We start from the raw sequence: 25,793 nt of genomic DNA on the forward strand, positions 1-25,793 counted from the left end.
ATTACCTCCTTAAATTTAGTGTTTTTTCTTCCACAACGAACCCAGCAAGATACCGATTGCGGAGATTATCACTCCGGCTACAATCATTCCGAAATCCGGGGCATTCAGCTTGTTGAAAGCAATATTGTTTGCCATTTTAAATGTACCATATTCAGCAAGCATATACATTAGGCCAAAGAAAAGGGTAGATCCCCATTTTCCTTTTCCCCAAAAGTCATTTTTCCCAATCAGCACGGACTCAACAAATGTTGTTACCGGTAGAATAATCCAAAGGAACATCAAGCTGTAGCCCATCGCATCACTTCCACTTGTAAAAAACCAAAACACAATCATGGCAAGTGCCCAAATCAACAGATAAGAAAGTATGATAATGATTTTGTTTCTAATATTATGCTCCATGCTACTGCACCTCCCTGGCATTTTTATTGTAGGGAAAATGCCCCCTGTCGTCCAGCAAATGGCTTTTACATCACTTATAGTGTGTGTCAAAATCCTTTTACATTGTCCCTTTATTGCTTTAATTTACCGCTAATCTCTTTAAATACTTCTTTTTTGATCTTCCAAATCCCTGAATAGGGTTGTTCAGCATAGGTCTTATTTCTATTTTCATATAGATAAACGACCTCCCAGTTCCTTTCCGTATTGTTATAATAAAAGCTAACAGCCAGAAATTTTTTAATGTTTGCAGGCTGTTCATTATAACTTTTTCCTCCTGTATCTTTAGTATTTTCTTTGATGTCATTCACTATTTTAGCTATTTCATCCTGTTCCGTAATTTTTACAGTATTTCCGGAAGGATTTTCCGTTATTTCAATTTCCGTTATGTCCTTTGCTTCCGGCAGGCTGATTTCCTTCTTCGCTCCGCAAGCTGTTAATACAAAAATAAAAATAACAGCTAAAGCGATTCCCATATACTTTTTCATGTTTTTCCTCCTTACCCCCCAACTTGAATGGCTAGCTTTCATTAAACTATATTTTCCCTTATTTGTCACTTGAAGCAAGAATAATTAAATAAATTGTACCAAATTTCCACGAAAATCTCTTCGACGCGATTCGTTTTGTGCTATACTTTAGGCATATTATATATCTCGTGAAAAGAACTATAACCTCAAGGCTTTCTCTCCAATCTTTAAAACATAAAAAAGCAATTCAATAAATTTCTAAAACATAATTCCACTCAAGCACTTTATTTCCCATGTATTCTATACACTTATTTATCTTCTATAGCTTTTCAATGGCTATAGTTGCATATTCCCAATATTCTGTATCGATTAAAACATTATCAAAATACTACTCCTCATTTTTGATTCAATTTTTTATTTTTCATTAAAGCAATTCAATAATCATTGACACCCTATTTAATAGGGTGTATTATATCAGGAGACAATACTATGACAAGGACATTTATTCAAACCAATGAGTTTTCCCAAAATTGGGATATCTTATGGGAGGTAAATAATGAGTAGAAAACCCGTATTCGACAGCATTTTGTCCGGGCTGAATGAAGCACTGGAAGACGCAAAAAAAGAGACTCCTTCGTTAAAAAGACATCGGATCACCGTAATTCCGCTTAAAGTATACGAAGCGAATGATATAAAAAAAATCAGAGCCTCAACCGGTTTATCTCAAAAATACTTTGCAAGTTATATGGGTGTTTCCATTAAAACTGTAGAGGCATGGGAAGCCGGCATCAACCAGCCTTCTGGTTCATCCAGCCGGCTTCTTCACATGATGGAACTGGATAATAATCTCATAGAAAAATACCCTTTTGTTTCCAAAGCTTAATTTACTTGATTCTCTTTTGAATATCTTCAACCGACGGCAACTGCTCTTCCAGGGCATCTGGAAGACTTCGGGTGACTTTATATTCACTCACACCAATCGGCTTTGAAATGTCCTTTAGGGAATATTCTGCAACCAAATTATTCTTGCTTTTGCAGAGCAGTAAGCCGATGGACGGATTGTCTTCCTCTTTCTTTAGGATTCCATCTACTGCAGATAGGTAAAAGTTCAGCTGACCGGCATATTCCGGTTTGAAATCTCCTGCTTTCAACTCGATAACTACATAACACCGCAGGTTCAGATTATAAAACAATAAGTCAATATAAAAATCATCGCCCCCGACATTAAGATGATACTGATTGCCTAAAAATGCAAATCCTGTTCCAAGTTCCAGCAGAAGCTTAGTAACGTCGCGAACAAGCGCCTGCTCAATATCTCTTTCCAACATCTCCTCACGGAATGGGATAAAGTCGAACACATACGGGTCTTTCATGGTCTGCGCTGCCAACTCACTTTGCGGTGATGGCAAGCGGCTCTCAAAATTAGAAACCTTATCAACCAGCACCTGCCGCTGATATAGTCCGCTTTCGATTTGATGCACCAGCACATTGCGGGACCAGCCATTCTTTGCCGCTTCTTTCGTATACCATATATGTTCATCTGCACTCTTCAGTTTATCCATCAAGGCAATATGATGATACCAAGTTATTTGTGCAAGTGCCTCTTGCACAAATTCTCTATCTGAAAAACGAGCAGCAAATTTTGCCATATACTTTAGATTGCGAACAGAGTAACCTTTGCTTTCCGGGAACGCCATGCGAATATCGGACGCAAGGTTATCAATGAATTTGTTTCCCCAAGTTTTGTGCTCATTAATGACACAACCGATGTCATAATATAGGAGCAACATATCTGCGTTTACATGAACAGCTGCCCGATACTGCGCACTCGTAATTTCACTCTTTATCTTCTCAACAATGGAGATATACTCCGACGAATTCATTAACACTCGCTTCACCTCGCTTTCAATGTAATCTGTATTTTTTACAATAATACGTTGATTTCCCGTATCCTTGCCCTTGGTATAGTCTCCTATCAAATTGCTGAACTTTTGCTCATCCAACGGTAGAAACATTGTCAGCTTTCATTAAGCTGCTATTTGCCTTCTTTGTCGCATGAACTAACAAAATAGCAGCAACTATACATATTACTTTGGATGCATTCCCTATAATTACATTATCATGGAAAGTAATTTGAGATAATGTATTCATTAGTGCATGTGTCATTACACATATCCATAAACTATTTGAATAGGCAAATAATGCCGATAGTATGAAACAGTTTGTGAATAGTCCCAACGAGAAATTAAGAACATCAACCATTGCAATGCTACCATCAATAAAAAAGAACAAAAAATGCCATACTTCCCAGCACACAAAGGTCATCATCGTCGCAACGATATAGGAAAGCTTTTTCTCTAAACAGGGCTGAAAAGAATATCTCCATCCTATTTCTTCTATTCCACCAAATAGAATGGCCTTAAAGAATAGAGTTATCGGAATCCATACATTTTCAATTTTGAATCCCTTACTTATTGCCACAGAACAAAAGTCTATAATTAAAAATACGATTACCATTGCATAGATTTTAAATGGCTGCTTTATCTTGAAAAAATCCTTTATTATACGCAAAGGCTTTTTCCCATTGTATTTAATTTGATAAAATACGCCCCAAAAGGCAGACGACACACCTCCAATGATAATAAAAACCATTCCCAAAAAAGAATGGTAGCCTAATCCATATCCTTTTTCTTTGAGAATTCCAACCAGTACTGCAACTGCTGTTATATGAAGCAATGTTGGAAATAAAAATGCTTTCATTATCGACTTATTATTCATTATACCTTTCTTCCATAACGCACTTCTACAGGCACTGTAATCTGACCGTTTGCTGAAATTTTTGCCAAGTTCATATTTATCACCTTTTCTATTACAGTTTAATGAATCGACAAGAAATGTAATGCCTCTTCTCTGATTTCCTTATCGCAGGATGCATTTTCAGAAATTCCCTTCAGAATATCTAAATAGACTTCCGCTTGATCTGTTCCATTGATAATACGATTTAGCATCCATACCGTATGTAAAGTAGGCATTCTTTTTAAGGACAGAAGAAGTTCTTCTTCATATCCTTTTTTATAAAATCTCTCCACAAAATGGACGATTGGTCCCGGACTTCCAAAGTCTGTCAAAGGATGCCTTTCCATCAGCCGAAGCAAGGGCTGTACGGAGTCTAATTGATTATAGTTTTCTTCAATTTCTTCCATGCAGTCCATCATCACGGTTTCAAGATCGTCATTATCTTGAATGCAGGCTTCCATTTTTTGAATGATGCTGTTTAGCGTTTCCATGTCTATTTCCACCTCAGATTTTTCTCAGACTTCTCATTTCACTTCTCTTCTCACATCTCTTCAATCACTGCTATTCTATGCAAGATTACTTTCGCCAACTCCCTTGCTTTTTCAAAGTCTTCCTTGCTAAGAACCATCAGTGCATAGCTGTCACTTCCTATATCCATAGCAGACAAAACATACTCTGTCCACTGGGCATTCAGAATATTTCCCCACCTTGGAATATCCTCTTCATCATTCAGTATTTTCTCATCCGGCACAAGATTTAGTCCGGCACTTAATTTACGCACAGCAGGAATAAAGCTATCCTTCCTTGCTTTCCAATCCAGTTCTATAAGCTTTCCTTTCCGCTCTAATGCGAAAAAAAGCTCTTCCCAGGCATGATCCATATCTTCCATACTTTCATGCTTGTGTTTTTTCAGGAAACGCTGCGCTGTTTTGGAGTCTGCCATCAGGAGCTTTGTTAATTCTTCAAATGCGGATTTTACGATTGCATCATCATTTCCTATCACTTCCGTATAAGTCTTTTCATCAGGAAGAACTTCCTTTTTCACAAATGCCCTCATAATCTTTACGGCATCGCTGTAGCTTAAGTCGGAAATTAGATATTTTTTATCCTCTATTTTCAAATATAAATTGACCAGCTCTTTGCTTTTCCCGACTACCGCTTTCATCGATGTACAGCCCTTTACGGCATGGGACGGGGTCAGCTCTGTATAAAAAATATATCCGTCATGCATCGCTTTTAGTGTATTGTCAATTCCGCTGATATGAAATCCGTTTCCCTCGTAAAGGGGGTCTTTCATGTGCCATTCTTCGTAATTCTCAAAAAGTACTTTCTGTATCCAATTATAGATGCTCATGATTGTTTTCCATCTCCTTTTTCGTCATTCCGCTAAGTTCTTTCACCCACATCCCTACCGTATCGGAAAGTATGGAATCACAAGTATATTCCTCCATACCGTCCATATATTTGCAGGAAAATGAAGGCTCTCTTATCGCTGCTTTATAAAACTGCATTGCCACATCCGCCAACTGCTCCGGATGAAACGGAAGTGACAGTTCTTCCGCCAACGTCCCCCGAATCTTATCCCAGTCCTTATTTTCTTTATGATACTCTTCTCGGATTTTGGCTAGATAGCCTTCGCAAAAGGCTCTCAGCAAGCCTTCCCTTTGATAAATCTTCTTACAGTTAAAGTCAAATAGATTTCCTGCGTGAATTAAAAAGGTCAGAAGCTCTGCAAGACTTTCCGCAATTCTTCCCACCTCTCCTTCACTACCGATAAAGCCAATACTTTCATCCTCTAAAAATACAAATTCTCCGCCACTTGCATCATGTGCAAATGCCTTAGCTTGCATAGAATAGTTTTCATTATTCTCCATAAACTGGATTTCCTGAAGCTGCTTGTAAAAGCAAATATCACACTCTCGCATAAGCATAGTATGGAGTTCCGTATTATTCTGAATCTGCTCCCATAAGTCCATTTCGTTTTCTCTCCCCCTCTACAAACTGGGATTTTGCAGAGATAATTTATCTATACTTTTTCATTATGTATTTTAAATCTGGCTTATTTATGGTTTCTACTATTTTAAATCCTAACTTTTCATATAATGCTTTCGCACTTTTATTATAACCAAATACAGTTAAAGAAATGCTTTTAATAACAGCATTTTTAAAACAATAATTTATAAACTCCTTTAATGATTCTTTACCATATCCCATTCCTGTCTTACTTGGGTTTATTATAAATCTTCCTATGTGTATATTATCTTCATAGATTCTAACCTGTTGAATAACTCCAATAAACTCCTTATCAGCAAAAATTGAATATAAATTTTCTAAACTTTTTAGTTTACTATAATTTAATGGATATTCTATCGTTGGTCCCATCCATTGTTCCTGAAAATCTATTCCTTTTTCATTGGACCATGCAGCTAACTCGTGTCCATTAAACTCATTAATTCCATTTTCAAAAATTATATTCACTAATATTCACCTCAACAAATTCAAATTTGTCTACACCGCTTTTATCCTATCATTTATCAATTCGATAAACGCTATCACTGTTGCTCCTATCATAGGAAGTCCATAAGGACTAAACAGGAAACCGATAACCAATCCGGATATACCTATTCCGATTTCTCCTTAAACGAAAGAAACTACTGCTCCAAATATGCAGAATACCATAACGATATACAGTAACGCTGTTACTATACCAAGCAAGAATGTCAGAAAAGCTGTCAAAATTGATAAAATAAGACCAAGAACAGGCATGCAATATTGATTTGATGTTAGCGGTGAACCTGAGCGGAGTAAATCTGCCGACTCCTATAATTCACTCTCCAGCTTTCCGATATTAATCATTTCTTTTTACTCCTATCTATCCTGTTTTCAGGCAGCTCTTTCGTTACGTCGCTAATCAACTTTCCAAAATCAATTGCATTTTGAGAGGTAATAACTGCTTTTCCGGTATGCTCCTCAATTTCTTTTCTAGCATTTCCGGCAATTTTACCACCATCTCTTGCAGCTTGCCTATTCTCTTCTAATCCATAGGGATTTGTCGCATTAGTAATATCCTTCGTAGCCGCTTCTGCAAGCATATTTAATATTAACTCGGTACTACTCATATTATCCCTAAGATTTTGCTTCTTTAATCCTTTGAAGTCCTTGTACTCTCTTGTTGTCATACCACTCCACGCTTTAGATATTTCATTGGTCAGTATGGCATATTCTTTGCCCTCTTCTACTCCATGGTCTTGCCAAGCATCAGTCAGTTCTTTTCTTACTTGAATGGCTTGTAATCTCTGATTAATCCATTCTCTGGAATATCCCTTCTGCACATAAGTTTCCAAAGCTCTATCTATCGTCAACTCCGGATCAATAATCTCATCTATTCTTTCTTTTCCAACCTCTGCCAACCACATCTTAAAGGGTTCCGCCTTGGGAGATGGTACGGATTGAATAATGCGAAAAATCCCCTGCACATTAGCTACATCCGTTTTATAACTTTTTCCATCTTTAGGGGATTTTAATTTCAGTGCGTGACAAAATGTCACGACCTCACTTCCCTCCTTTTTCAATCTTTGCTTTAGCTTTCTCCAATAAGCTCCAAAATCTTTGCTGTCCGTTAAAACACCAATAATATCAGCTATACTAAAATACCATTCTTCTTTCTCGTTGTCCCAAAGTGAACGAATCTGATTTCCCTCAAAGATTTTAACTTCATTATCCATCTTAAAACCTCTCATTTACTATGAACTATTGAATTCCCTTATTGAAATCCTTTATATGCTTAAAAATCCAAAGAACCTCACACATACAAATAATTAATTATCATTTTAACATTGTCATGAGCTTAGAAATACCTCTTTCCGTAAAGTCTCAAGGTAAATATTGAAATTACCACGCCTACCCTTATTCAAGTTTCATATTACTTGCCCTGAAAGTTCTCCTATGTCATATGATATGAGCTGACTTCGATTCTTTCCTCCAAAGGAAACTCGGGGAATTGGAGACAGTTACATTCCATAATGACCGCTATTCCATGCTCATTTTCTTTTTCTACTCCCGTCTCCGTAAAACCACATTTTCTCCAAAAGTTCCTGCTTTGCATATTTCCTTTCATATAGGCCAGCCTTACTTTTTTATAACCTTCACTTTTCCATGTAGTTAAAGCCTCTGCAATGATAGCGCTCCCTTTCCCTTTTCCGGACTCTTTACTGTCCATCATGAACAAGCCAATGAAAATCGTATCTTCTTTTGGAAAGGAGAGAATAAAGTCCATAATGGCAATTAAGCGGTCATTCTCAAAAAAGCCGATATAAAACTTGTCCTCAAAGCTTTTCCCCTCCGGTAATGCTTTTAAATCATTCAGCACCGTTTCCCTACATGGCTTTGGTGGACAATACACAAAGTATAGAGGATTGCCATTCTCCAGATTCAAAATTCTAGAGATATCCTCTTCCTCCATTTTTTTTATTCTATACTTTGTAGATAGTTGGCTAATGTTCAGCATACTTTTTCTATCTCCCTAATCCTCTTGAAATGTAATATCTTTAACATTTTACTCTCCCATACAGACCGGAAGTTATTTATGGTACTCCTCTATTTTATCCTCATATTTTTTTAAAAGTTCCCTTGAATAAACTTTTTCATTTTTTGAGTCTCTAACTTCTTTCCAAATGGTAGCTGCAGCTTTTAACTTATCAGAATAATGATTGCTACATTTATCTAAACAAAAATCTTTTAGGAACTGATTCCATTGACAAGCTGAATGATCATACTTAGCGTAATCTGATTCACCATAATATATTTTAAGCATATCTTGAATTGTAAAGTTTAAGTCATTTTCTGCTTTTACTTTTCTCCATGCAGTTGCCATATCAGCATTAAATTTAAATGGATTAATACCTGTTACAGCTGAAAAATACTCGCGAAATTTTTGATTGAAGGAAAAACCACATTCAAGTAACGGTGAATTTAAGGTTATCGCTTCGGCTTGTTTTTTGTTTACTTTCATTACAGACTTTTCTATTCTATTTTTCTTGAAATATTGTTCTATAATATGATTCAGCTCCTGTTTTGTACTTCTGTATTCTAATCCAAGAGACTTACAAATTTGCGAAAGCTCTTCTCGATACCAATAGTATCTGTTAAATTCCTCAAATGATTTTATATCTTTAAAATCCGGTCTAATATCTTTCATCAACCCTCCTCTACAAATACTAATTTATCTATATCTTCAGTAAATTCATAACCAAAGTAGTCATTATGTCTTTTTCCTCCGGCTTAGACTCTGCAATCATGAGTGTAATTGCTACTAAAGCTCCATCGCTAATTACCTTTTCTCCATTCCGGAATAATGCGTCATTTCTCCCTAGAAATTCCAAAAATATGGATGCTGCAACCCGCTTACATCCATCAACAAAGGGATGATCCTTTATCAAGAAATATAAAAGGTTTGCTGCTTTTTCTTCTAGTGATGGATATACCTCACCTCCAAAGACATCCTGATAAACAGCAGCAAGTATCCCTTCAAGTTTACCTGCTTCTTTTTCAACTCCAAAGACATCCGAACTAAAGCTATCTTCTAGTTGGTTAATGATTGTTCTACAATCACCGTAAGTCATACGATACAAAGACTTTCTTCCACTAGGCTTACTCAATGACTGGTGATCATACTGATCCAACAGAAGCAGGGCATCTGTATATAGATTTACTGCTCTAAGTATCTCTGACTCTTCAACTTCCAGTGCATTTGCGATTATCTTGGATTGAATCTCAACCGTTTTGTTTAACGCAAGAAGTCGTTTCTCATTGATTGCATACCCATTCAAGATATATTGTTTTAAAACTTTGTTCGCCCATTGTCTAAATTCAGTTCCACGCTGGGATTTGACTCTATAACCAACAGATATGATGACATCCAAACTATAAAATGGAACTTTCTGTTTAACTCCATCAACGCGCATTTTTTGCGTGTTGTTTTCTTTGTCTAATTCATTTTCCTTAAAAACATTATTAACATGTTTACGAACCGTTTTTTCATCTCTATCAAAAAGCAATGCCATTTGATTAGAACTCAGCCATACTGTCTCATTTTCAAGAGAAACTGACAACTTAACTTCTTGATCATGTGTTTCAAATAAAATTATCTCATTATTTTTCTCATTCACTGTATTATCCCATCCTCACAAGTTTTAATTTGATTATTTCTTTGGTTTTGGTGCAGGTAAATCATCATACAGAGCATCGAACAATCCAATGAGAAACTCTTTATTATCAACATCATCTACCAATAGCATTTCCTTAGCTCCATCATAGGGTAGCTCATACTTTGCATTTGGCATAAGTGCTATTGCAGACTTCACAGGCTTTACTAAAAACCTATCATCATAAATTCCACCAATGATTTTTCCATTGTAATAGATAATAAATTCTCCCATCATGGCTTTATAACTAACATTATCCAATTCCGATACTTGTTCTAAAATAAAGTCTAAATATTCTTTACTTGAAGCCATTTTTTATAATCCCTCCTAATTCCTAAACTTTCTATAGTTTTCATTAAGACCTATGCAGCTTTAGAGTTTAGTGATCAATCGATAAACCTGTTTGATTTCTTTACTATCTAAGGACCAAGTCTCTACTTCTTTACGAATGAAATCCGGAAATTTCTTACTGATATCTCGTAAAGCATTGCCCACGGATTTTCTGACGTATTCACTAGGATCCTCTTTTAAAGCGGCTAAACGCTGAATGGCTTCTTCCGGGTGGTCTTTAAAATAGGCTCTGCTTGTCCAGATTCTTAGCCCTTCCGTAACGGCTCTTCGGGCGTTCGGCTCAGGACTTTGTAGCCATTCCGAAATCGTGGGAAGGGCTTTTCCCATTCCGATTTTTTTACAATACATATCAAAGGACTTCGCTAAAATCTCCTGCACTCTCCAGTTCTCATCCTTCGTAACTTCTTCCTTCATAAAATGAAGGATTTCTTCGTCCTCAGATAATTGGCCGAATAGAAATACCCCATACATTCTCACTTGATAAACAGGAGATTGATAAGCTGCAAATGCCAAAGTCTTGCAATAAGCAAAATCATGGGATTGGAAATCCTGTAATGCTCTACTTTCTTCCGCCTTGAAACCATTTTCTACCGAAGATAATTCCTGTTCTAATGCGGCAATATATTCTTTCAAATCTACTCACCTCCTTAAGAGATTTGCTCTGCCCTTTTCTATTTTGTACTGACGAATCTCACTCAAAAAGCTCCGTCAATTCTGTTTATCTTCTCTAAAGATACCATGCTTTCCCAAAATATTGATTCGCAAATCTCCATGTTTCCTCATTCATCATTGACCTTTTTGTTCGGTATCCGTATACATAATTAATTTCTTTCGGTGTTTTCCTGAAAAGTAGCCACCCGAAGAAAATCATAGTTAACGGAATAAGTAAAACCATAATTAGCATGAATATCCAGAATCCCATTTGAAATTCCTCCATTACTTTTACTTCTAAAGCATTGATTCAGCCTCAGTTATATTTATAACATTTTCCATGTACTCATAAAATTTCTTGTGTAATTCTCTCATTTCATCCGGTGCGTTTATCGAATGTTGATACATGAACTTTTCGCCGAAAATGCTTCTATATACAAACGACATAATAAAAGTCAATATCGGTAGCGGCACAAACAAAAAGATATTCATTTTCCATGGAGATAACTTGCCACAGGTTTTCCTCACAAATTGGAGGTTTCGTTTTAGAGCTTTTGCTGTATTATGCATAATCTTGTGTTCATAGCCGGCTTTTAAGGGGTTATCCGCTTCATAATATGCATCTGCAATAGGAACTACCATTGCAAGATGACAAAGCTGCCAAATCTGCATATCTTTCACTATCTGATATGGAATAGAAGATTGCTTAAAAATCAAAGAAAGGCGTCTTACTCTATCCGTTCTCATTCCGGAAATCTCTGCAAAGGTAGTCGGTTGAATGATTTTCGGAGTAAGCGTGGCATCCAATACATCGTCCTTAATGCTTCCTCCTGCGCCTGGAAATGCCGGAAGGATTTTGCCTTCTCCACAAATATTCTTCCATGCATTGTAGTCATCAATAGAATTTGTCATTGTAACAATGCATTTGCTATTATTGGTTTTCAGTTCATCAAGTGCCTGATATAACTGATTCTCTCTGACTGTCAAGAATATAAAATCATATTCGTCATCATCCTTGAGTTCAGACAAAACAGAAACATTTGCTTTTTTAACTTTTTCTCTTTTCAAATAAAGCAGACCCTTCTTCTTAAGCGTTTCCAGCCTGGCTCCTCTTGCATAAACAGTAGTATCAAAACCCGCTTCGGCAAAAAGCGAGGCATACAGCGAGCCTATCACTCCCGTACCAAATATGAGTAATCTCACTAACAGACTCCTTTCTGCCATATGCAAAATATCCCTTATTTTTAAAACAGCTTATCCCAATCCTGCACGGATTCTATTACCGGAATCCAACTGTCTATTTCGAATCTTTCCTCTATCCATGGTTCCGCATAGCCGTCCAGAATAAGCACCCCATTGCATTTTATATGGGCTTTTGCCTCTACTATATCTAAGACTTCTATCCTGTATTCAATTAGCGGTTCATTTTCATAAATATAAAAGGAATCTTCACGCTCGTCGCTTTCCTCAACTGTCTTTACTGAAAATGTAGTCCCCACCAATTCCTTTACTGTGCTCTTATCCGTATCTATCGGATTAATACATATGGAAGGAGAAATCTCATTTCCCTCGAAATCCCCGGGCTTAAACCCAATGTCTACAGACCATGAGGCGCTTTCCTCCCGGTCTGCTTTAAAAAACATGAGGGAGGTTCTTCTATCTTCCCAATCGTCTTGAAATATAAAATCTTTTATTTTTAACATTTTGCTCTCCCCTACAAAGCGGAATTTATTAATTACTTATTTTTTTAATAAGCTTCCCAAAAAATTTCCTATTGTTGCAATTATGCCGTATATTAATACATAAACAGCTGCACTTTCATTGTAAAATATAAATATTGTTGGAATAAAGAGGGCCATTATTAACAATAAAAATATCAAGTTAAAAGAATGTCTAATCCCATAAATCAGAGAAGTTAAAAAACAAATACATGGAGTTAAAATAAGTAAAAAGAATATACCGGTTCCTGTATCATTAATGAAAGCAGGCAACACATAAAAAGCTAAAGTTATCACTATTAAGTAAACAGACATTTCTCTTGTTTTTTTCATTTCCTTTACCTCTGTAAATTCACATACTTTATTTCTACAAAACTGAATTATCCATTAATCGATAATATCATAAAATGAATAGGGATTACTCCCGGAACAAAGTGTTCATCACCAATTTCGATATGGGAGTGTGAATCTGCAATCTTTATGTTAAAATCTTCAACATAATATGAATTATCATTCGTAAAATTATCAAAAACAGTATACTGTGCTCCAATATAATTAAGTGTCCCACTCTCATACGGTTCAAGACTCATATCCGCAAAAGAGGTTTCGATATTGACACCATATTTATCCAACCATAAGGCCATTTCAGAAAATTCTTTTCGTGACTTAATATGGTACAGCTTACAATCGTATTATTTTATTCGCTATATCTTCTACAAACCTCTTATCGTGTTCCACAAATAGGAGTGTAGGATTTGCTTCTTTTATAATTTCCTCAATCTGTATTCTTGATATTACATCTATATAATTTAACAGTTCGTCCCAAACAAATATATGAGCCGGCTTTGATAAACTTACAGCAATTAAAACTTTCTTTTTTTGTCCATCGCTATAGTTCTTCATATCTGTTTCAAATAATTCTCTTGCAAAATCTAATTTTCTAAGAATTGTTTTACACAATGTTTCATCTACACCTTGGCTTTTTATATACTCATTTAGGCTACCTGTTAAATTGGATGTATCTTGAGGAATATACGATATTTTTAAATCACTTGCTAAGTTTACATCACCTATGTACTCGTGATTTAGACCTAATAAAATTTTAATCAAGCTTGATTTTCCGCTACCATTACCCCCGCATATAGCCACTATATCACCTTGCTTTATATCAAAACTTACATCGCTTAATATCTGTCTTTCTCCATAACATGATGATAAATTTCTAACCAATATTAGAGGATTTTTGTGATGATGTAATGGATGCAATAATAGACTTTCCTTTGTTTCAATATCTTTTAGTAAATTTTGTTTTTCTTCTATTGCCTTATTTTGTCTTTGCTCCAAATTCTTGGATTTTTTCATCATCTTAGCTGACTGATGACCTATATGCCCTTTGTCCGGTTTTACGCCTGATACTTTCACGCCATTTTTAGTATTTTCAACTTTATCAGACCAAATTTGACTTTGTCTTGCAGCTTCTTTTAATCGTTTAATATCTTTTCTTAATTTCTCATTTTGACTAATTTCAAATTGATCTTTCCTCAATTTATTTTCATACCATGATGTAAAATTTCCTGATTGGACATCAATAGAATTCCTGTTAAGAGAAATAACATGATTGATACAGCCATCTAAAAAATCTCTATCATGTGATATAAGCAAAAAACCTTTTTTACTTTTCAGATATTCACTGACGATTTTTCTTCCGTCCATATCTAAGTGGTTTGTTGGTTCATCAATAAGTAAAAAACCATCTTCGCTTGTAAACAAAATAGCTAAAAGGATTTTTGTTTGTTCTCCTTTAGAAAGCGTTTCAAACTCTCTGTAAACAAGCTTCTCATCTACATTTAGCAAATTAAGTTCTCTAAATAATTTCCATTCTTCCTCATCTGAGATGAGTTCTTTATATAACTCAATCCCTAATTTTGAAGTATCACTTAAATCAGGTGGAAATTTAGTAAAGTCAACACTTTTGCTGATTTTACCTTGATAAACTTCTTGGTTTAGAAGTAGCTTAAATAGTGTTGATTTTCCAATTCCGTTTCTTCCTATTAGCCCTGTTTTCCAGTTCGTATCAAATGAAAAGGATACATTTTCAAATACAGGTTTTACATAGCCATAATATGAGAAAGTGAGGTTTTCAAGTTTAATAGCCGACATAAAAACACCTCCTCAAATTCAAATTTACCCATACTAGCAAACTGGAATTTATCTATGAGATTTCATATTATCTATGGCAAACTTTCCACTTGCTGCAGCTATAGGAAGCCCTCCACCAGTTTGAATCCATTGACTTGCAAGGTATAAATTGTTTATACCTTTGATAATGCTCTTAACATACTTACTTTTATAACCTTTCTGTGGATTAAAGCTCATATATCCCCCTTTGTGGGCATTACACCAAGTTGTGAATGTAACTGGAGAATACGTTCCAAGCACGATGAGTTTACCTTCAAGCTGAGGGAACTTTTTTTCAACCCTTAATCTCAATTCTTCTGCAATTCGCTGTTTTTCTTGATTATATTTCTCTTTATTATCTTTTAGCCCAAACCAGTAAGCATGATTTTCAGCATTTTGTAAAACATTACACTGAATAACTCTCTTTCCCATAGGAAATAGTGTTTCATCATAATCATAAACACGCATTCCACAAAAATTGTGTGTTTCTCCTGCAACATCATATTCGTCACAAGGAAAAATAATGCTTCCTTCAGGTAATTTCAAATCCGCTTCAGTAACTATTCCAAATGCAACCTGATAACCTGTATTAGAAACATAACCCTCCGGATTCTCATACATGTACCTAAGATTTTTATCCAAATATCCTTCATCAATTAAGTCATAGAAAAGAGAATGTGGGTCTGCACACCAAATATAGTTATCTGAGTTGATAACCTTTCCATTATTACCAATAATACTAACAACCTTCTTATCTGCAATATTTATTTTTTCAATATTAACGCCTAAATGTAGTTTGCCACCCAAGGATTCAAATTTTGCAAGCATTCTACTAACCAAGCCAACAGAACCTCCCTGTGGAATAGCTGCTGTATTACTTGTATAAAAAGCATACGATGCAACAAAGGAGAGGGCAATGAAGTTGCTATTAAAGTAATTTTTAAAAATCGCTCTAATGTAATGATTTGTAAAACGATTTGTAAAGTCTTCCATAGACTGTTTTCCATATTCCTTTATAGCCTTATTAGCATCTTTCATGCTCATTCCTAGTTTAATAAATTGTATTAGGTTCATATGAGCAATTGAAATATCACATGGCGGCTTTATACACTCTAAGCTTTTAGCACAGTCAAAAAACAAATTTAATTCTTTGGTATCTTCTGGAGCAAGTTCTAAAAACTCTTTTCTTGCTTTCTCTAAATTTCTCCACAAATGTAGTGTTACCCCGTCCATTTCCATACAATAAAAATATGGCTCACGATAAATCTCCAAACTATCAGAAAGAACTCCTAGATTTTCCCACATTTTATATAATTGTTCATCCTTATTACATCCAACGAGAAAATGAATGCAATTATCTATATGATATCCTTGCCTGTTCCACCCTGCACACTCACCACCGGGCATTTTGTTTTTTTCGTATATTTCTACTGAATATCCAGCCTGCAATGCATATATTCCAGCACTCAAGCCAGAAACACCTGCTCCAATAATTACTACTTTTTTACCCATATTCTCTTACTTTCTATATAAGGTCTTAGAACAATTTTAGAGCATCAGACAGTACACAATGCTCATACATTACTCTAAGGAACTAAACAAATTCTAATTTGTTTGCACTATGCTAGCAAATCATAATCAGTACATTTCCTTTGGCTTTCAATATATTTCCTTTGGCTTTCAATATATTTCCTTTGGCTTTCAATATATTTCCTTTAGCTTTCAATATATTCGATTGCAATTTATAGCTTTATAGTTTTAATGGTTTGTAAATCCTTGGTAACTACAGCTGTATCAAATCTGATTTCAAATAAAATCAACAATTCTCCTGCATATTCTATCGTGTCTTTGTAGCCCGGAATTTTAGCAATAAATTGCTCGGCAAGATCAAAAATCGTCTTGGAACTTTTTTGCACTATCCCCTTAGCTTTGACATGCTCATTTCCTCCGTAAGGAATGGTGGTAAATGCCACGTTTGGATTTTCGTTTATTTCTTTCACTTTGTCGTTTCCTTTGAAAGACGAAAAGTAAAGTATATTTTCAGCTGGCTCAAAATAAAAATTTACTATTCTTACATTGGGAACATTATTTTACAGATGTTGCCAAGGCTATTTCCGTTTGTTCAGCCATAATTCTTAAAAATTCCGCTTTTATATCCATTTAAGGAGACCTCCTTTTTCGATACCTTACTTATTCTATTCTTTTTGATATTTTGCTAGTCCTTACGAATAAAATATAGAACAACTCTTACATTTACTTTCTTGTGTTATAAAACTCTTTATACTTCGGATCATCGTATTCAAAATATCTGTAGCCAACTCCTTTTTGTTTTACAAGATTCTTCCATAGTTGAAAAGCTTCCTCCTTGTTTCCGGTTTCAAATTCATATTTTGCTTGCATATGTTCTATTTCAGACTCAAACAAATGTAGAGTATTATTGTTCTCTACCATTCTGTCTAACCATTGTTTTGCAATGGGGAGATTATTATATTTTAGAGCACGTAAAAAGAATGTTTTAGCATAGTTATAAGCTTGATTCCATTTTGCTCCCGAATCAGGAAATGCTTCCCATCCTTGTTCTGCAATGGAGAATCCCGCTTCTATTTTGTTATCATCGAGTTGATTGATAGCCTCCTTGCCATAAGCAATAACTGCTTCATATCTTTCACTATCTAACAGCATATTGATATCACCTCCAAATAATCAAACTATGTCTTCTCTTCCAGAATAAGACTTAAGCTCTTTTAAATTTCTATCACTTAAATATCGATAAGTCGCGCGCATTCCCATTTTGCATGACCTCCATCATTAACTTAGAATTTCATGTTCAATTCTATAAATCATATCCCCTGAATTCCAAATATACAGTATGGCCGATACAGGTTCTTTTCCTTTCTCCCAAAGCCAGCCTGTATATGTTGTACTATAGCCGAAGTATCCTTCTGTTAAGATTTCAAATTCTGCATGGGCATATTCTTTCATATATTCTTTTAATCCGATGGCTTTTCCGGAAAATTCCCCCTCATATACAGTCCTATCCAATATCAAAATATTACATTCCTCTAAATCACTGTCAAAAAATAGAACTTATCCGGAATATAATTTTTCTTCATCTTTCGTATATTGAAATATTGTATCCAACTCTATTGTTAGAACATCGTTTTTAAAGCTAAACTTCTTTATCCTGCTATCATGCAAACCAAAAAGAATATTACTTTTCCTATCCTGCGTAAAATCCATCTCTGTCCCCCATACTTATAGCCCTAATTTTCCTAACCACTCCTCAATATCTTCTATATCGGTATTCGTGGAAAGCATCAGTGTATCCTCATTATTTTCATCGCATAAGATCAATTCCTGTCCCCGGATACTTCCTTTCTATTTCCCTACTAAATTTTTCTAAACGAGATATCGCACGCTTTGCGCACGATACTCGTTATGAATCAAAATCATGATTTTCCGCTTTGTTTACATGAATAAAACTTGTTACAGACATCTCTACTTTCCCTCAAGGTCAGTGGTTTCATATAGGAGATAAACTCTTTCAATAAATTTTCCTTTGTATTCCAAATATTTGTCTATATCCTTAGGATACAGCCGGGCAGCTTCCCTTTTCACTTCGGCATACTCCTCTGCCAAATGAGGCTGGGTACGCAAATAATCTCGAAAAGCAATATGTCTCTTCAGTTCTTTAGAGTCCATAGGGCAGACATACAAATGATGCACCATAAGTTCCGGTTTCTCTTCATAGGAAAATGCTTCCCTTCCCTCTATTCCAAGATTCCCTTCATGCCGGTATCCCTTCTTTTCCAGCAGGCTTTTCATTTCAGGAAAGACCGACATATCCGGAATCACAATATCCATATCAATAATTGGCTTTGCCGCTAAATTTTCCACCGAGGTACTGCCAACGTGTTCAATGCTAAGGCTTTTAGCCACGATTTCATTACCAAGGGAAACAACGATTTTTTGAAACTCTGTCTTCCATTGTGGAGTATAGTCTTCTATGACAATATGTTCTGTTCTCATATTTTCTCCATAGGTTCTTTAGAACACTACAAAATAAGACTTCATTCTAAAATTCATAGTCATAAAAATCTCAGAACTGACTCTTATAAACTTTCCAACAAAGTGCTAATTGCATTACAACATTCTTCAAACTCAATGCCTTTAGCATAATCAAAGTCTTTTTGATAATTCTCCCACCGGCTTTTCATAGAAGTACCTCAAGATACGGTCTAAGCTTCTCCTCTACATGAAGGGCTCCAGCATAATTTGAAAAAAGAGGAATGTTCTTGTCTTTTCGCAAAACATATCGTTTAAAGGCCTCTACTACTACTTGTACATCCACGTGATTTCTTGTTTTCAAAATATCACATAGCGTACGTTCCGCAGAATAAGCCTTCACGGGGTTTCCCGCCGGACTAGTAAGTTCTGTAGACCCCAGGCTATAAAATGGCTCCTTTGCCCCCTTAGCTAATATACCATCCTTTTTAGGATTAGATAAATTATAAGTAGCAGGAAAAAACATTTGAAACTTAAGAGGAGTTCTATCCGCCAAATCACAGAGAAAAAGAGCTGTTTCCAAGGCATAAATTTCCCTTTTATAGCGAGTTTGCAAATTAACAAATTCATCGTCCCACGCTTCCGGTAATATATAGACTCCTCTTCCGGAACGTTCTAAATCTCCTTTTTTTACAAGATGCTGAAGACTCCCTCTGAAAAATCCCGCATGAACCACCATGGCCGTTGTAAGAACAGCATTATTCTGTTTTGCAAGTTCCAGAATTTTCTGAGAATCAGTCATACAATCACCACCTTTTTTTACTTTCTTGCTCTTCTTATGTAATCATGAATAGTTTACCAAATCTAGGTTTATCCCATCACACATTTTTTCCATAATGACTGCTACGCCCTGCTCATTTTCTTTTTCTACACCCGTCTCTGTAAAACCACATTTTCTCCAAAAGTCCCTGCTTTGCATATTTCCTTTCATATAGGCCAGTCTTACTTTTTCATAGCCTTCTCTTTTCCATGCCGTTAAAGCCTCTATAATAATAGCGCTCCCTTTCCCTTTTCCGGACTCTTTTCTGTCCATCATAAACAAGCCAATGAAAATCGTATCTTCTTTTGGAAAGGAGAGAATAAAGTCCATAATGGCAATTAAGCTGTCATTTTCAAAAAAGCCGATATAGAATTTATCCTCAAGGCTTTTCCCCTCCGGTAAGGCTTTTAAATCATTCAGCACCGTTTCCCTACATGGCTTTGGTGGGCAATACGCAAAGTATTGGGGATTGCCATTCTCCAGATTCAAAATCCTGGAGATATCCTCTTCCTCCATTTTTTTAATTCTATACTTTGTAGACAGTTGGCTGATGTTTGGCATACTTCTTCTATCTCCCCAATCCTCTTGAAATGGAATCTCTTTTATCTTTACAAACCTGTTTTTTAAGCTTTATTTATCGGAATCCACAGCTCCATTTTATAATCATTGCTGTGCATATCACCTTCATAATAATATTCAAAGTCAGGTTTTCCTGAATGAATATAGCCATGCTCAGGGAAGAATACTTCCATTGCATATTTCCACCCGTTATGAATGCACTCCGGAACACTTCCTACTAATTCTACAACTGCATACTCTGCTTCTTCCACTTCCAAAACATCTAAGCCCATACTTTTGGCTTTATCTACATCATTAACGATATAACCAGCCATATAATTTATTGTGCTTGGATTTTCCACATCATGGCAAACGCCCATACTTTGACCGCTTCCCAAACTTGCAAGTTCATCATGGCTATATTTTTCATACAGTTTATCCCAGACATTCGGACATAATGATGAATTGATGCTTTGTTCATTTACCCCTGCAACTGTAAATGCTTGTTTCTTTTGAATTGTAATATTCATGCTTCTTCCTCCTCTTACACTTAGTGCTAACTGCACTCGTGATACTAATTTGAATGGTTTTCCATTTCTTACCTCAGAAGGAGTAAATCCATGAAAATTTTTAAAAGCTGTTCCAAATGAATCTGATGACTCATATCCAAATTTGAAAGCAACATCAATAATTTTTTCGTCCGTATTTCTTAATATAACGGCTGCTTCCGTCAATCTTCTGCTTCTTAAATATTCTGAGAGCGTTGTTTCAGTCAGAATAGAAAACAAGCGACTGAACATTGAATACGAATATCCGGATAGCTGAGTTACTTTCTTTTCGTCAATCTCATCATCAAGAACTGTTTCAAGATAATCAATCGTATTGTTAAATGACTTGATAATATTCATTTCAATCCCTCCTTTCTTTCGGTTTATTTTAGTATAGAGGAAGACTTCTTTTCCTACCCTACAATATCCGTACAAGTTTTATAGATTTCATCTCATAATACCTTGCTAAATTCAACAAATTAGCATTTATCAATTTGTAAATCTTAATAAATATCCATTGGGATCTTGTATTAAGAACTCAATTTGTGTTTCTTCTGCACCATTAACTTTATATTGATTTCTTATTAGTTCTCTATATATTTCAAAATTTAGAGTTTTCACTGATTTATAAATTCCTTCAACATCTTCGACTACTATTGAAAAATTTATACCTCTTCCCAAGGGATAACTTAATTCGCCTGTGTTCCACCCATCATCATGAATTTGTTCAAACATAAACTGACTACCTTGAAAAGACATGAAAACAAACCTTTCATCATTGCGTTCGTATTCTATTTTGAATCCTAATCTGCTATAGAATTTTTTTGTTTTATTAATATCAAAAACCGATAATTCCGGAATCATCTTATTAAAATCCATCTTCACTTCCCCACAACTTCAAATTTGACTTGCCTATTTTCTTAAAATCTCATGTGGAGCTTCTATTTCATTTGCCAAGGTATGCTCTGTTAATTCTGACATCAATTTCAATTTTTTATTAATCAATGGTCGCATACAATTAGGAACATGTTCCTGATGCGCTCTGTGGATTGCTACACATTCCTTACAGTTTCCGTGATAACGACAGGCTTTCAGGCAAGGACAGTGATCTTTGTCTTTATACTCCTTACGAAATTCCGCTGCAAATTCTTCTTGCAGTCTCAGCCCCTCGATACGGTTTCCCTTATGAAATTCTACCATTGCATCCAGTTCTTTCTGGTTCCCTTCAATTTTCATGTTATTATAGCGCCTCCATTTCAACTATTCCTCATTTTCTGATAAATTCTAATTTAGTCACCAATTCTATAAACCATATCCCCTGAATTCCAAATATACAGGATAGCCGATACAGGTTCTTTTCCTTTCTCCCAAAGCCAGCCTGTATATGTTGTACTATAGCCGAAGTATCCTTCTGTTAGGATTTCAAATTCTGCATGGGCATATTCTTTCATATATTCTTTTAATCCGATGGCTTTTCCGGAAAATTCCCCCTCATATACAGTCCTATCAAATATCAAAATATTACATTCCTCTAAATCACTGTCAAAAAACAAAACTTCTCCGGAATATAATTTTTCTTCACCTTTCGTATATTGAAATATTGTATCCAACTCTATTGTTAGAACATCATTTTTAAAGCTAAACTTCTTTATCCTGCTAATATCAGTATGCCGGAGCAGAATGTCCTCTTCTCAAAAATCAGATTCGGAAATTCTGTTCTTAGTTCATCCGCAACGCAATAGATTTCATCATTATCCCATTCATCCGCATATTCTTTTTTGCATTGATCCAATGCCTTACGATTCGAAAAAGCGACATCTCCAATTAGAATCTTTCCGCCATCTTTGAGACGTGCAAGCAAATCTTTTAGCAAAACAACCTTTTGTGCATCCGCTAAGTGATGAATAGAATACGTCGCAATAATAAAATCAAAGGACTCTTGCTTCAGTTCATCCGCTAAACCCTTTGAAAAATCTCCCTGATAGAGATGTGCACCCGGCATCTTTTCATACGCGAGCTCTATCATTCTTGAGGAAAAATCCTGTCCGTAAATAGTGCATCCGTTTTTATATAGCTTTGTGGTTAAAGTGCCTGTTCCGAATCCAAGGTCCAAAACTACTGCATCCGGCTTTTCCATTATGATTTTGTAAATATCCCCCAGAATCTTTTTGTACCCGGCAAAGGGATAACGATTCTCTTCTTCCGAGAGCCCGACTGATTTGTCATAATCATCCGCCCATAAATCAAAACCTTTACTATTTAACATTTTTCCTCCTACTCCTACTTTTCTATTTATACTCCTGCTTTTACCGTCTGAAATAAGCTTAGTTTATGATTACACAAGGTAAAATCTTCTCTATGCATAAGCTACCTCTCCCGGTTTTTCTCCGTATACCCTATCTTAGATCCAACACCATACTGTCAAAGTCGATATACTCTTTTCCAATCTTAAAATACGCCGGTAAAGTTCCCACTTTTTTAAAGCCGAATTTTTCATACAAATGAATGGCGCGGCTGTTGTCCCCTCGCACTTCCAGATTAATGAGCTCCACGGCATTTTCCCCGGCATAGTCTATAAGCTTTTGCATAAGTTCGCTTCCAATACCGCTATTCCACTCCGCCTTTACCACGGTGAGCCCCAGCTCAGCCCTATGACTCATTCTTCTTGGAAAAGCCCTTAATTCTCCGCTTCCTACAAGCTTTCCGTTCTTCCAAGCGAAATAACATACCGATTTCGGATCCCTGGAAAAGTTCCGAATTTCCTCCTGCTCTTCCTCTACGGAAATTGGAAATCCTTCCTTTCCAAAGGATAAATTGTCTGTTTCCGAACCGACCTGTTTTGAGTAGGCTATTCTTGCTTCAGCATCCTCCGGCAGAGCTTCTTTAATGACAACGTCTTTGATTACATCTTTAGTAACATCTTTGATAATGTCCTTCATAATATCTTTCCTGCAAAATCACTATTATGCTTTATTTAATACTTTACCCAATACTTTGCTCAGCACTTACGCATTTCTTTGTTCAACACTTTACTCAACACTTATGCAATACTCCATTCCTTATTTCTTAAAGGAGCAAGTCCGTATAAAGTCCTTCACCTCTGCCCCGGCTTCCAGATAGCGAAGTAAAATCTCCGCACAGGCATGACTGTCGCTGTCCGCCCGGTGGTGTTGAAGGGAAATCCCAAAATCCTCGCAGACCATATTTAACTTGTGGCTCCTGTCGGGAAAGAGGCTTCTACCCATTTTCACCGTGCAAAGATAGCGGGCATAGGGCTTCCAGTCAATGCCATAGTCCAAAAGACAGTTTTTCAGCACATTCATATCAAAAGAGGCATTGTGGGCCACCAGCATTCCGTCGGAAAAAAGCGGTTCAATCTGCTGCCATAATTCCGGAAAGGTAGGGGCATCTTTGACACTGTCTTTACTGATTCCGGTAAGCTTTACATTGAAATAGTCAAAGTTGGTTTCCGGATTCACAAGGGAATAAAATTCCTTGCTGATTTTTCCCTCTTCCACTACGGTAATGCCAATAGCACTTATACGGTTGTTCTTCCGATTCGGTGTCTCCACATCAAAAACAATAAAGCGTGCCACGATATCCTCCTAGCCTTTCAAGGGCTTTTGACCTTTATCCATTCTACTAAAAAACCGTTGTATCCCAATTTTACTTGAGAAACAACGGTTTTCGCAAATGCTTTTTTCTTTTCGATATTCTATAAAAATCTTAAACACTGAAAGTCTTTAGGAATAAAATACCTTCTGCTTTTATAACATTTTCCCTTTAAAACATTTCCCCTTAAAAATCCACCTCTGTATCATAGTAGCAACACTTTAAGAGCTTCTCCATTTCCTCTACGCTAGGTTGACGAGGATTAGAGCCTGTGCAAGCATCCGCAATCGCATTTACAGCAATGTCATGGAGTCTCTCTAAGAAAATGTTCTCCGGAACAAATCCCTGCTCAGTCGGGTAAGAATCTGCGCCGTAGTTCTTGATGCAATGAGGAATATTCAGCTTATCGTTTAAACCTCTAACATAGGTAATCAATGCCTTTACCTTCTCCTCATCATTGCTTCCGGAAAGGCCAATAACGTCCGCAATCTTTGCATAACGTTTCTTTGCGATTTCATCCTTCGCATTGAAAGCGATAACCTTTGGAAGGTACATGGCATTTGCCGCACCGTGAATGATGTGTGCCCCTAAGTCTCCGAATACTGCACCGGTCTTATGAGCCATGGAGTGAACGATACCGAGAAGCGCGTTGGAAAAGGCCATTCCCGCCAGACACTGTGCATTATGCATTTCACTTCTGGCCTTATTATCCTCATTATAGGAATCCACCAGATTGTCCCGAATCATTTCAATCGCATGCAAAGCCAAAGGATCAGTGTAATCACAATTTGCGGTGGAAACATAGGCCTCAATGGCATGGGTTAAAGCATCCATTCCGGTATGAGCCACCAGCTTCTTCGGCATGGTCTGTGCCAGAGCAGGATCTACGATAGCCACATCCGGCGTAATTTCAAAGTCTGCAATCGGATACTTAATACCCTTCTTGTAGTCTGTAATAATGGAAAATGCGGTTACCTCGGTAGCAGTTCCGGAAGTAGAAGAAATCGCGCAGAATTTTGCCTTGTTTCGAAGTGTCGGAATGCCGAAGACCTTACACATATCTTCAAAGCTGCACTCCGGATGCTCATACTTAATCCACATCGCCTTCGCCGCATCGATGGGAGAACCTCCGCCGATTGCCACAATCCAATCCGGTCCGAAGTCCTGCATCTCTTTCGCGCCTTTCATTACGGTATCTACGGAAGGATCGGACTCAATCCCTTCAAAAAGCTTTACTTCCATTCCGGTTTCCTGTAAGTACTGTACTACCCTATTCAAAAAACCGAAACGCTTCATAGATCCGCCACCCACGCAGACAAAAGCCTTCTTTCCCTTAAAAGTTTTCAGCGCCTCCAACGCATTCTCTCCATGATAAATGTCTCTTGGTAATGTAAATCTCATCTCCTGCCTCCTTTTAGAGCTGTCAACTTTACTTACTCCCACATGCTACA

The 25,793-nt window shown here is 36.4% G+C and carries 35 protein-coding genes and 2 pseudogenes; 1 reads left to right on the forward strand and 36 read right to left on the reverse strand.

Annotated features, from left to right (window positions below; all coding sequences use genetic code 11):
• Positions 1-15: 15 nt before the first annotated feature.
• Both HNQ46_RS08140 and HNQ46_RS08145 read right to left on the reverse strand, forming a co-directional pair.
• Positions 16-399 carry a hypothetical protein gene (locus HNQ46_RS08140; RefSeq protein WP_183684250.1) on the reverse strand — a complete coding sequence of 128 codons (384 nt, stop codon included), beginning with the start codon at positions 397-399 and terminating at the stop codon, positions 16-18.
• 110 nt (positions 400-509) lie between these two features.
• Positions 510-923 carry a DUF5301 domain-containing protein gene (locus tag HNQ46_RS08145; RefSeq protein ID WP_183684251.1) on the reverse strand — a complete coding sequence of 138 codons (414 nt, stop codon included), beginning with the start codon at positions 921-923 and terminating at the stop codon, positions 510-512.
• A gap of 535 nt (positions 924-1,458) precedes the next feature.
• Here HNQ46_RS08145 and HNQ46_RS08150 point away from each other — a divergent pair.
• Positions 1,459-1,785 (forward strand): helix-turn-helix domain-containing protein, encoded by a 327-nt coding sequence (locus tag HNQ46_RS08150; RefSeq protein WP_183684252.1) that lies wholly within the window; start codon positions 1,459-1,461, stop codon positions 1,783-1,785.
• Position 1,786: 1 nt separating this feature from the next.
• Here HNQ46_RS08150 and HNQ46_RS08155 read toward each other — a convergent pair whose 3' ends face one another.
• The 34 genes and pseudogenes from HNQ46_RS08155 to HNQ46_RS08315 form a co-directional block, all read right to left on the reverse strand.
• Positions 1,787-2,785, reverse strand: a complete 999-nt coding sequence (locus HNQ46_RS08155) for a PDDEXK nuclease domain-containing protein (RefSeq protein ID WP_036595163.1) — start codon at positions 2,783-2,785, stop codon at positions 1,787-1,789.
• Between the two features lie 112 nt (positions 2,786-2,897).
• Entirely contained in the window at positions 2,898-3,680 is a 783-nt protein-coding gene (locus HNQ46_RS08160; protein WP_183684253.1) for a CPBP family intramembrane glutamic endopeptidase, read from the reverse strand.
• 98 nt (positions 3,681-3,778) lie between these two features.
• Complete coding sequence (locus tag HNQ46_RS08165) at positions 3,779-4,189, reverse strand: hypothetical protein (RefSeq protein ID WP_183684254.1); 411 nt, start codon at positions 4,187-4,189, stop codon at positions 3,779-3,781.
• A gap of 50 nt (positions 4,190-4,239) precedes the next feature.
• Positions 4,240-5,052 carry a DUF6630 family protein gene (locus tag HNQ46_RS08170; protein ID WP_183684255.1) on the reverse strand — a complete coding sequence of 271 codons (813 nt, stop codon included), beginning with the start codon at positions 5,050-5,052 and terminating at the stop codon, positions 4,240-4,242.
• Positions 5,039-5,674, reverse strand: a complete 636-nt coding sequence (locus HNQ46_RS08175; protein ID WP_183684256.1) for a hypothetical protein — start codon at positions 5,672-5,674, stop codon at positions 5,039-5,041. Before HNQ46_RS08175 ends, HNQ46_RS08170 begins: the two co-directional genes overlap by 14 nt.
• A 46-nt stretch (positions 5,675-5,720) precedes the next feature.
• Positions 5,721-6,176 carry a GNAT family N-acetyltransferase gene (locus tag HNQ46_RS08180; RefSeq protein ID WP_007157236.1) on the reverse strand — a complete coding sequence of 152 codons (456 nt, stop codon included), beginning with the start codon at positions 6,174-6,176 and terminating at the stop codon, positions 5,721-5,723.
• A 30-nt stretch (positions 6,177-6,206) separates the two neighbouring features.
• Positions 6,207-6,329 carry a CD1845 family protein gene (locus tag HNQ46_RS12395; RefSeq protein ID WP_456299641.1) on the reverse strand — a complete coding sequence of 41 codons (123 nt, stop codon included), beginning with the start codon at positions 6,327-6,329 and terminating at the stop codon, positions 6,207-6,209.
• A 221-nt stretch (positions 6,330-6,550) separates the two neighbouring features.
• Positions 6,551-7,423, reverse strand: coding sequence for a BRO family protein (locus tag HNQ46_RS08185; protein ID WP_040648815.1), 873 nt, complete (start codon positions 7,421-7,423; stop codon positions 6,551-6,553).
• Positions 7,424-7,641: 218 nt separating this feature from the next.
• Entirely contained in the window at positions 7,642-8,205 is a 564-nt protein-coding gene (locus HNQ46_RS08190) for a GNAT family N-acetyltransferase (RefSeq protein WP_183684257.1), read from the reverse strand.
• Positions 8,206-8,277: 72 nt separating this feature from the next.
• Complete coding sequence (locus HNQ46_RS08195) at positions 8,278-8,895, reverse strand: SAP domain-containing protein (protein ID WP_183684258.1); 618 nt, start codon at positions 8,893-8,895, stop codon at positions 8,278-8,280.
• Between the two features lie 28 nt (positions 8,896-8,923).
• Positions 8,924-9,865, reverse strand: coding sequence for a RhuM family protein (gene rhuM / locus HNQ46_RS08200; protein WP_330604566.1), 942 nt, complete (start codon positions 9,863-9,865; stop codon positions 8,924-8,926).
• A 33-nt stretch (positions 9,866-9,898) separates the two neighbouring features.
• Positions 9,899-10,213, reverse strand: coding sequence for a TfoX/Sxy family protein (locus tag HNQ46_RS08205; RefSeq protein WP_183684259.1), 315 nt, complete (start codon positions 10,211-10,213; stop codon positions 9,899-9,901).
• A 60-nt stretch (positions 10,214-10,273) separates the two neighbouring features.
• Positions 10,274-10,885, reverse strand: coding sequence for a DNA alkylation repair protein (locus HNQ46_RS08210; RefSeq protein ID WP_183684260.1), 612 nt, complete (start codon positions 10,883-10,885; stop codon positions 10,274-10,276).
• A gap of 97 nt (positions 10,886-10,982) precedes the next feature.
• Positions 10,983-11,174: pseudogene (locus tag HNQ46_RS08215) on the reverse strand (SdpI family protein); the annotation flags it as partial.
• Positions 11,175-11,200: 26 nt separating this feature from the next.
• Entirely contained in the window at positions 11,201-12,106 is a 906-nt protein-coding gene (locus HNQ46_RS08220; protein WP_183684261.1) for a ketopantoate reductase family protein, read from the reverse strand.
• Positions 12,107-12,147: 41 nt separating this feature from the next.
• The gene (locus tag HNQ46_RS08225; RefSeq protein ID WP_183684262.1) at positions 12,148-12,606 is read right to left on the reverse strand and encodes a hypothetical protein; all 459 of its coding nucleotides are present in this window, start codon (positions 12,604-12,606) and stop codon (positions 12,148-12,150) included.
• A 36-nt stretch (positions 12,607-12,642) separates the two neighbouring features.
• Positions 12,643-12,954, reverse strand: a complete 312-nt coding sequence (locus tag HNQ46_RS08230; protein WP_007157244.1) for a hypothetical protein — start codon at positions 12,952-12,954, stop codon at positions 12,643-12,645.
• A 47-nt stretch (positions 12,955-13,001) separates the two neighbouring features.
• The gene (locus HNQ46_RS08235) at positions 13,002-13,265 is read right to left on the reverse strand and encodes a hypothetical protein (RefSeq protein WP_183684263.1); all 264 of its coding nucleotides are present in this window, start codon (positions 13,263-13,265) and stop codon (positions 13,002-13,004) included.
• A gap of 37 nt (positions 13,266-13,302) precedes the next feature.
• Positions 13,303-14,781 (reverse strand): Lsa family ABC-F type ribosomal protection protein, encoded by a 1,479-nt coding sequence (locus HNQ46_RS08240; protein WP_183684264.1) that lies wholly within the window; start codon positions 14,779-14,781, stop codon positions 13,303-13,305.
• Between the two features lie 48 nt (positions 14,782-14,829).
• Positions 14,830-16,311: a phytoene desaturase family protein gene (locus HNQ46_RS08245; protein WP_183684265.1), complete on the reverse strand. Its 1,482-nt coding sequence runs from the start codon at positions 16,309-16,311 to the stop codon at positions 14,830-14,832.
• Between the two features lie 230 nt (positions 16,312-16,541).
• A pseudogene (locus tag HNQ46_RS08250) lies at positions 16,542-16,959 on the reverse strand (pyridoxamine 5'-phosphate oxidase family protein).
• A gap of 93 nt (positions 16,960-17,052) precedes the next feature.
• On the reverse strand, positions 17,053-17,481 hold the full coding sequence (locus HNQ46_RS08255; RefSeq protein WP_007157249.1) for a hypothetical protein: 429 nt from the start codon (positions 17,479-17,481) through the stop codon (positions 17,053-17,055).
• A 126-nt stretch (positions 17,482-17,607) separates the two neighbouring features.
• A complete protein-coding gene (locus HNQ46_RS12230) occupies positions 17,608-17,847 on the reverse strand; it encodes a hypothetical protein (RefSeq protein WP_330604568.1) in 240 nt (79 codons plus the stop codon).
• 450 nt (positions 17,848-18,297) lie between these two features.
• Positions 18,298-18,828: a GrpB family protein gene (locus HNQ46_RS08265; RefSeq protein ID WP_183684266.1), complete on the reverse strand. Its 531-nt coding sequence runs from the start codon at positions 18,826-18,828 to the stop codon at positions 18,298-18,300.
• 184 nt (positions 18,829-19,012) lie between these two features.
• Positions 19,013-19,606 carry a type IV toxin-antitoxin system AbiEi family antitoxin domain-containing protein gene (locus tag HNQ46_RS08270; protein WP_183684267.1) on the reverse strand — a complete coding sequence of 198 codons (594 nt, stop codon included), beginning with the start codon at positions 19,604-19,606 and terminating at the stop codon, positions 19,013-19,015.
• 42 nt (positions 19,607-19,648) lie between these two features.
• Positions 19,649-20,185 (reverse strand): GNAT family N-acetyltransferase, encoded by a 537-nt coding sequence (locus tag HNQ46_RS08275; protein ID WP_183684268.1) that lies wholly within the window; start codon positions 20,183-20,185, stop codon positions 19,649-19,651.
• Between the two features lie 62 nt (positions 20,186-20,247).
• Positions 20,248-21,090 carry an AraC family transcriptional regulator gene (locus HNQ46_RS08280; RefSeq protein ID WP_183684269.1) on the reverse strand — a complete coding sequence of 281 codons (843 nt, stop codon included), beginning with the start codon at positions 21,088-21,090 and terminating at the stop codon, positions 20,248-20,250.
• Between the two features lie 129 nt (positions 21,091-21,219).
• Positions 21,220-21,609 (reverse strand): bleomycin resistance protein, encoded by a 390-nt coding sequence (locus tag HNQ46_RS08285; protein WP_183684270.1) that lies wholly within the window; start codon positions 21,607-21,609, stop codon positions 21,220-21,222.
• A gap of 33 nt (positions 21,610-21,642) precedes the next feature.
• On the reverse strand, positions 21,643-21,966 hold the full coding sequence (locus tag HNQ46_RS08290) for an LPS biosynthesis protein (protein WP_142535304.1): 324 nt from the start codon (positions 21,964-21,966) through the stop codon (positions 21,643-21,645).
• A gap of 53 nt (positions 21,967-22,019) precedes the next feature.
• On the reverse strand, positions 22,020-22,283 hold the full coding sequence (locus tag HNQ46_RS08295; protein ID WP_330604569.1) for a hypothetical protein: 264 nt from the start codon (positions 22,281-22,283) through the stop codon (positions 22,020-22,022).
• Positions 22,284-22,378: 95 nt separating this feature from the next.
• On the reverse strand, positions 22,379-22,996 hold the full coding sequence (locus HNQ46_RS08300) for a class I SAM-dependent methyltransferase (protein WP_183684271.1): 618 nt from the start codon (positions 22,994-22,996) through the stop codon (positions 22,379-22,381).
• A 130-nt stretch (positions 22,997-23,126) separates the two neighbouring features.
• The gene (locus HNQ46_RS08305; RefSeq protein WP_183684272.1) at positions 23,127-23,669 is read right to left on the reverse strand and encodes a GNAT family N-acetyltransferase; all 543 of its coding nucleotides are present in this window, start codon (positions 23,667-23,669) and stop codon (positions 23,127-23,129) included.
• 120 nt (positions 23,670-23,789) lie between these two features.
• Positions 23,790-24,326, reverse strand: a complete 537-nt coding sequence (locus HNQ46_RS08310; RefSeq protein WP_183684273.1) for a 3'-5' exonuclease — start codon at positions 24,324-24,326, stop codon at positions 23,790-23,792.
• 202 nt (positions 24,327-24,528) lie between these two features.
• Entirely contained in the window at positions 24,529-25,743 is a 1,215-nt protein-coding gene (locus HNQ46_RS08315) for an iron-containing alcohol dehydrogenase (protein WP_183684274.1), read from the reverse strand.
• Between the last annotated feature and the right edge of the window lie 50 nt (positions 25,744-25,793).

It is taken from the genome of Oribacterium sinus (assembly GCF_014202695.1).
Taxonomy (GTDB): domain Bacteria; phylum Bacillota; class Clostridia; order Lachnospirales; family Lachnospiraceae; genus Oribacterium; species Oribacterium sinus.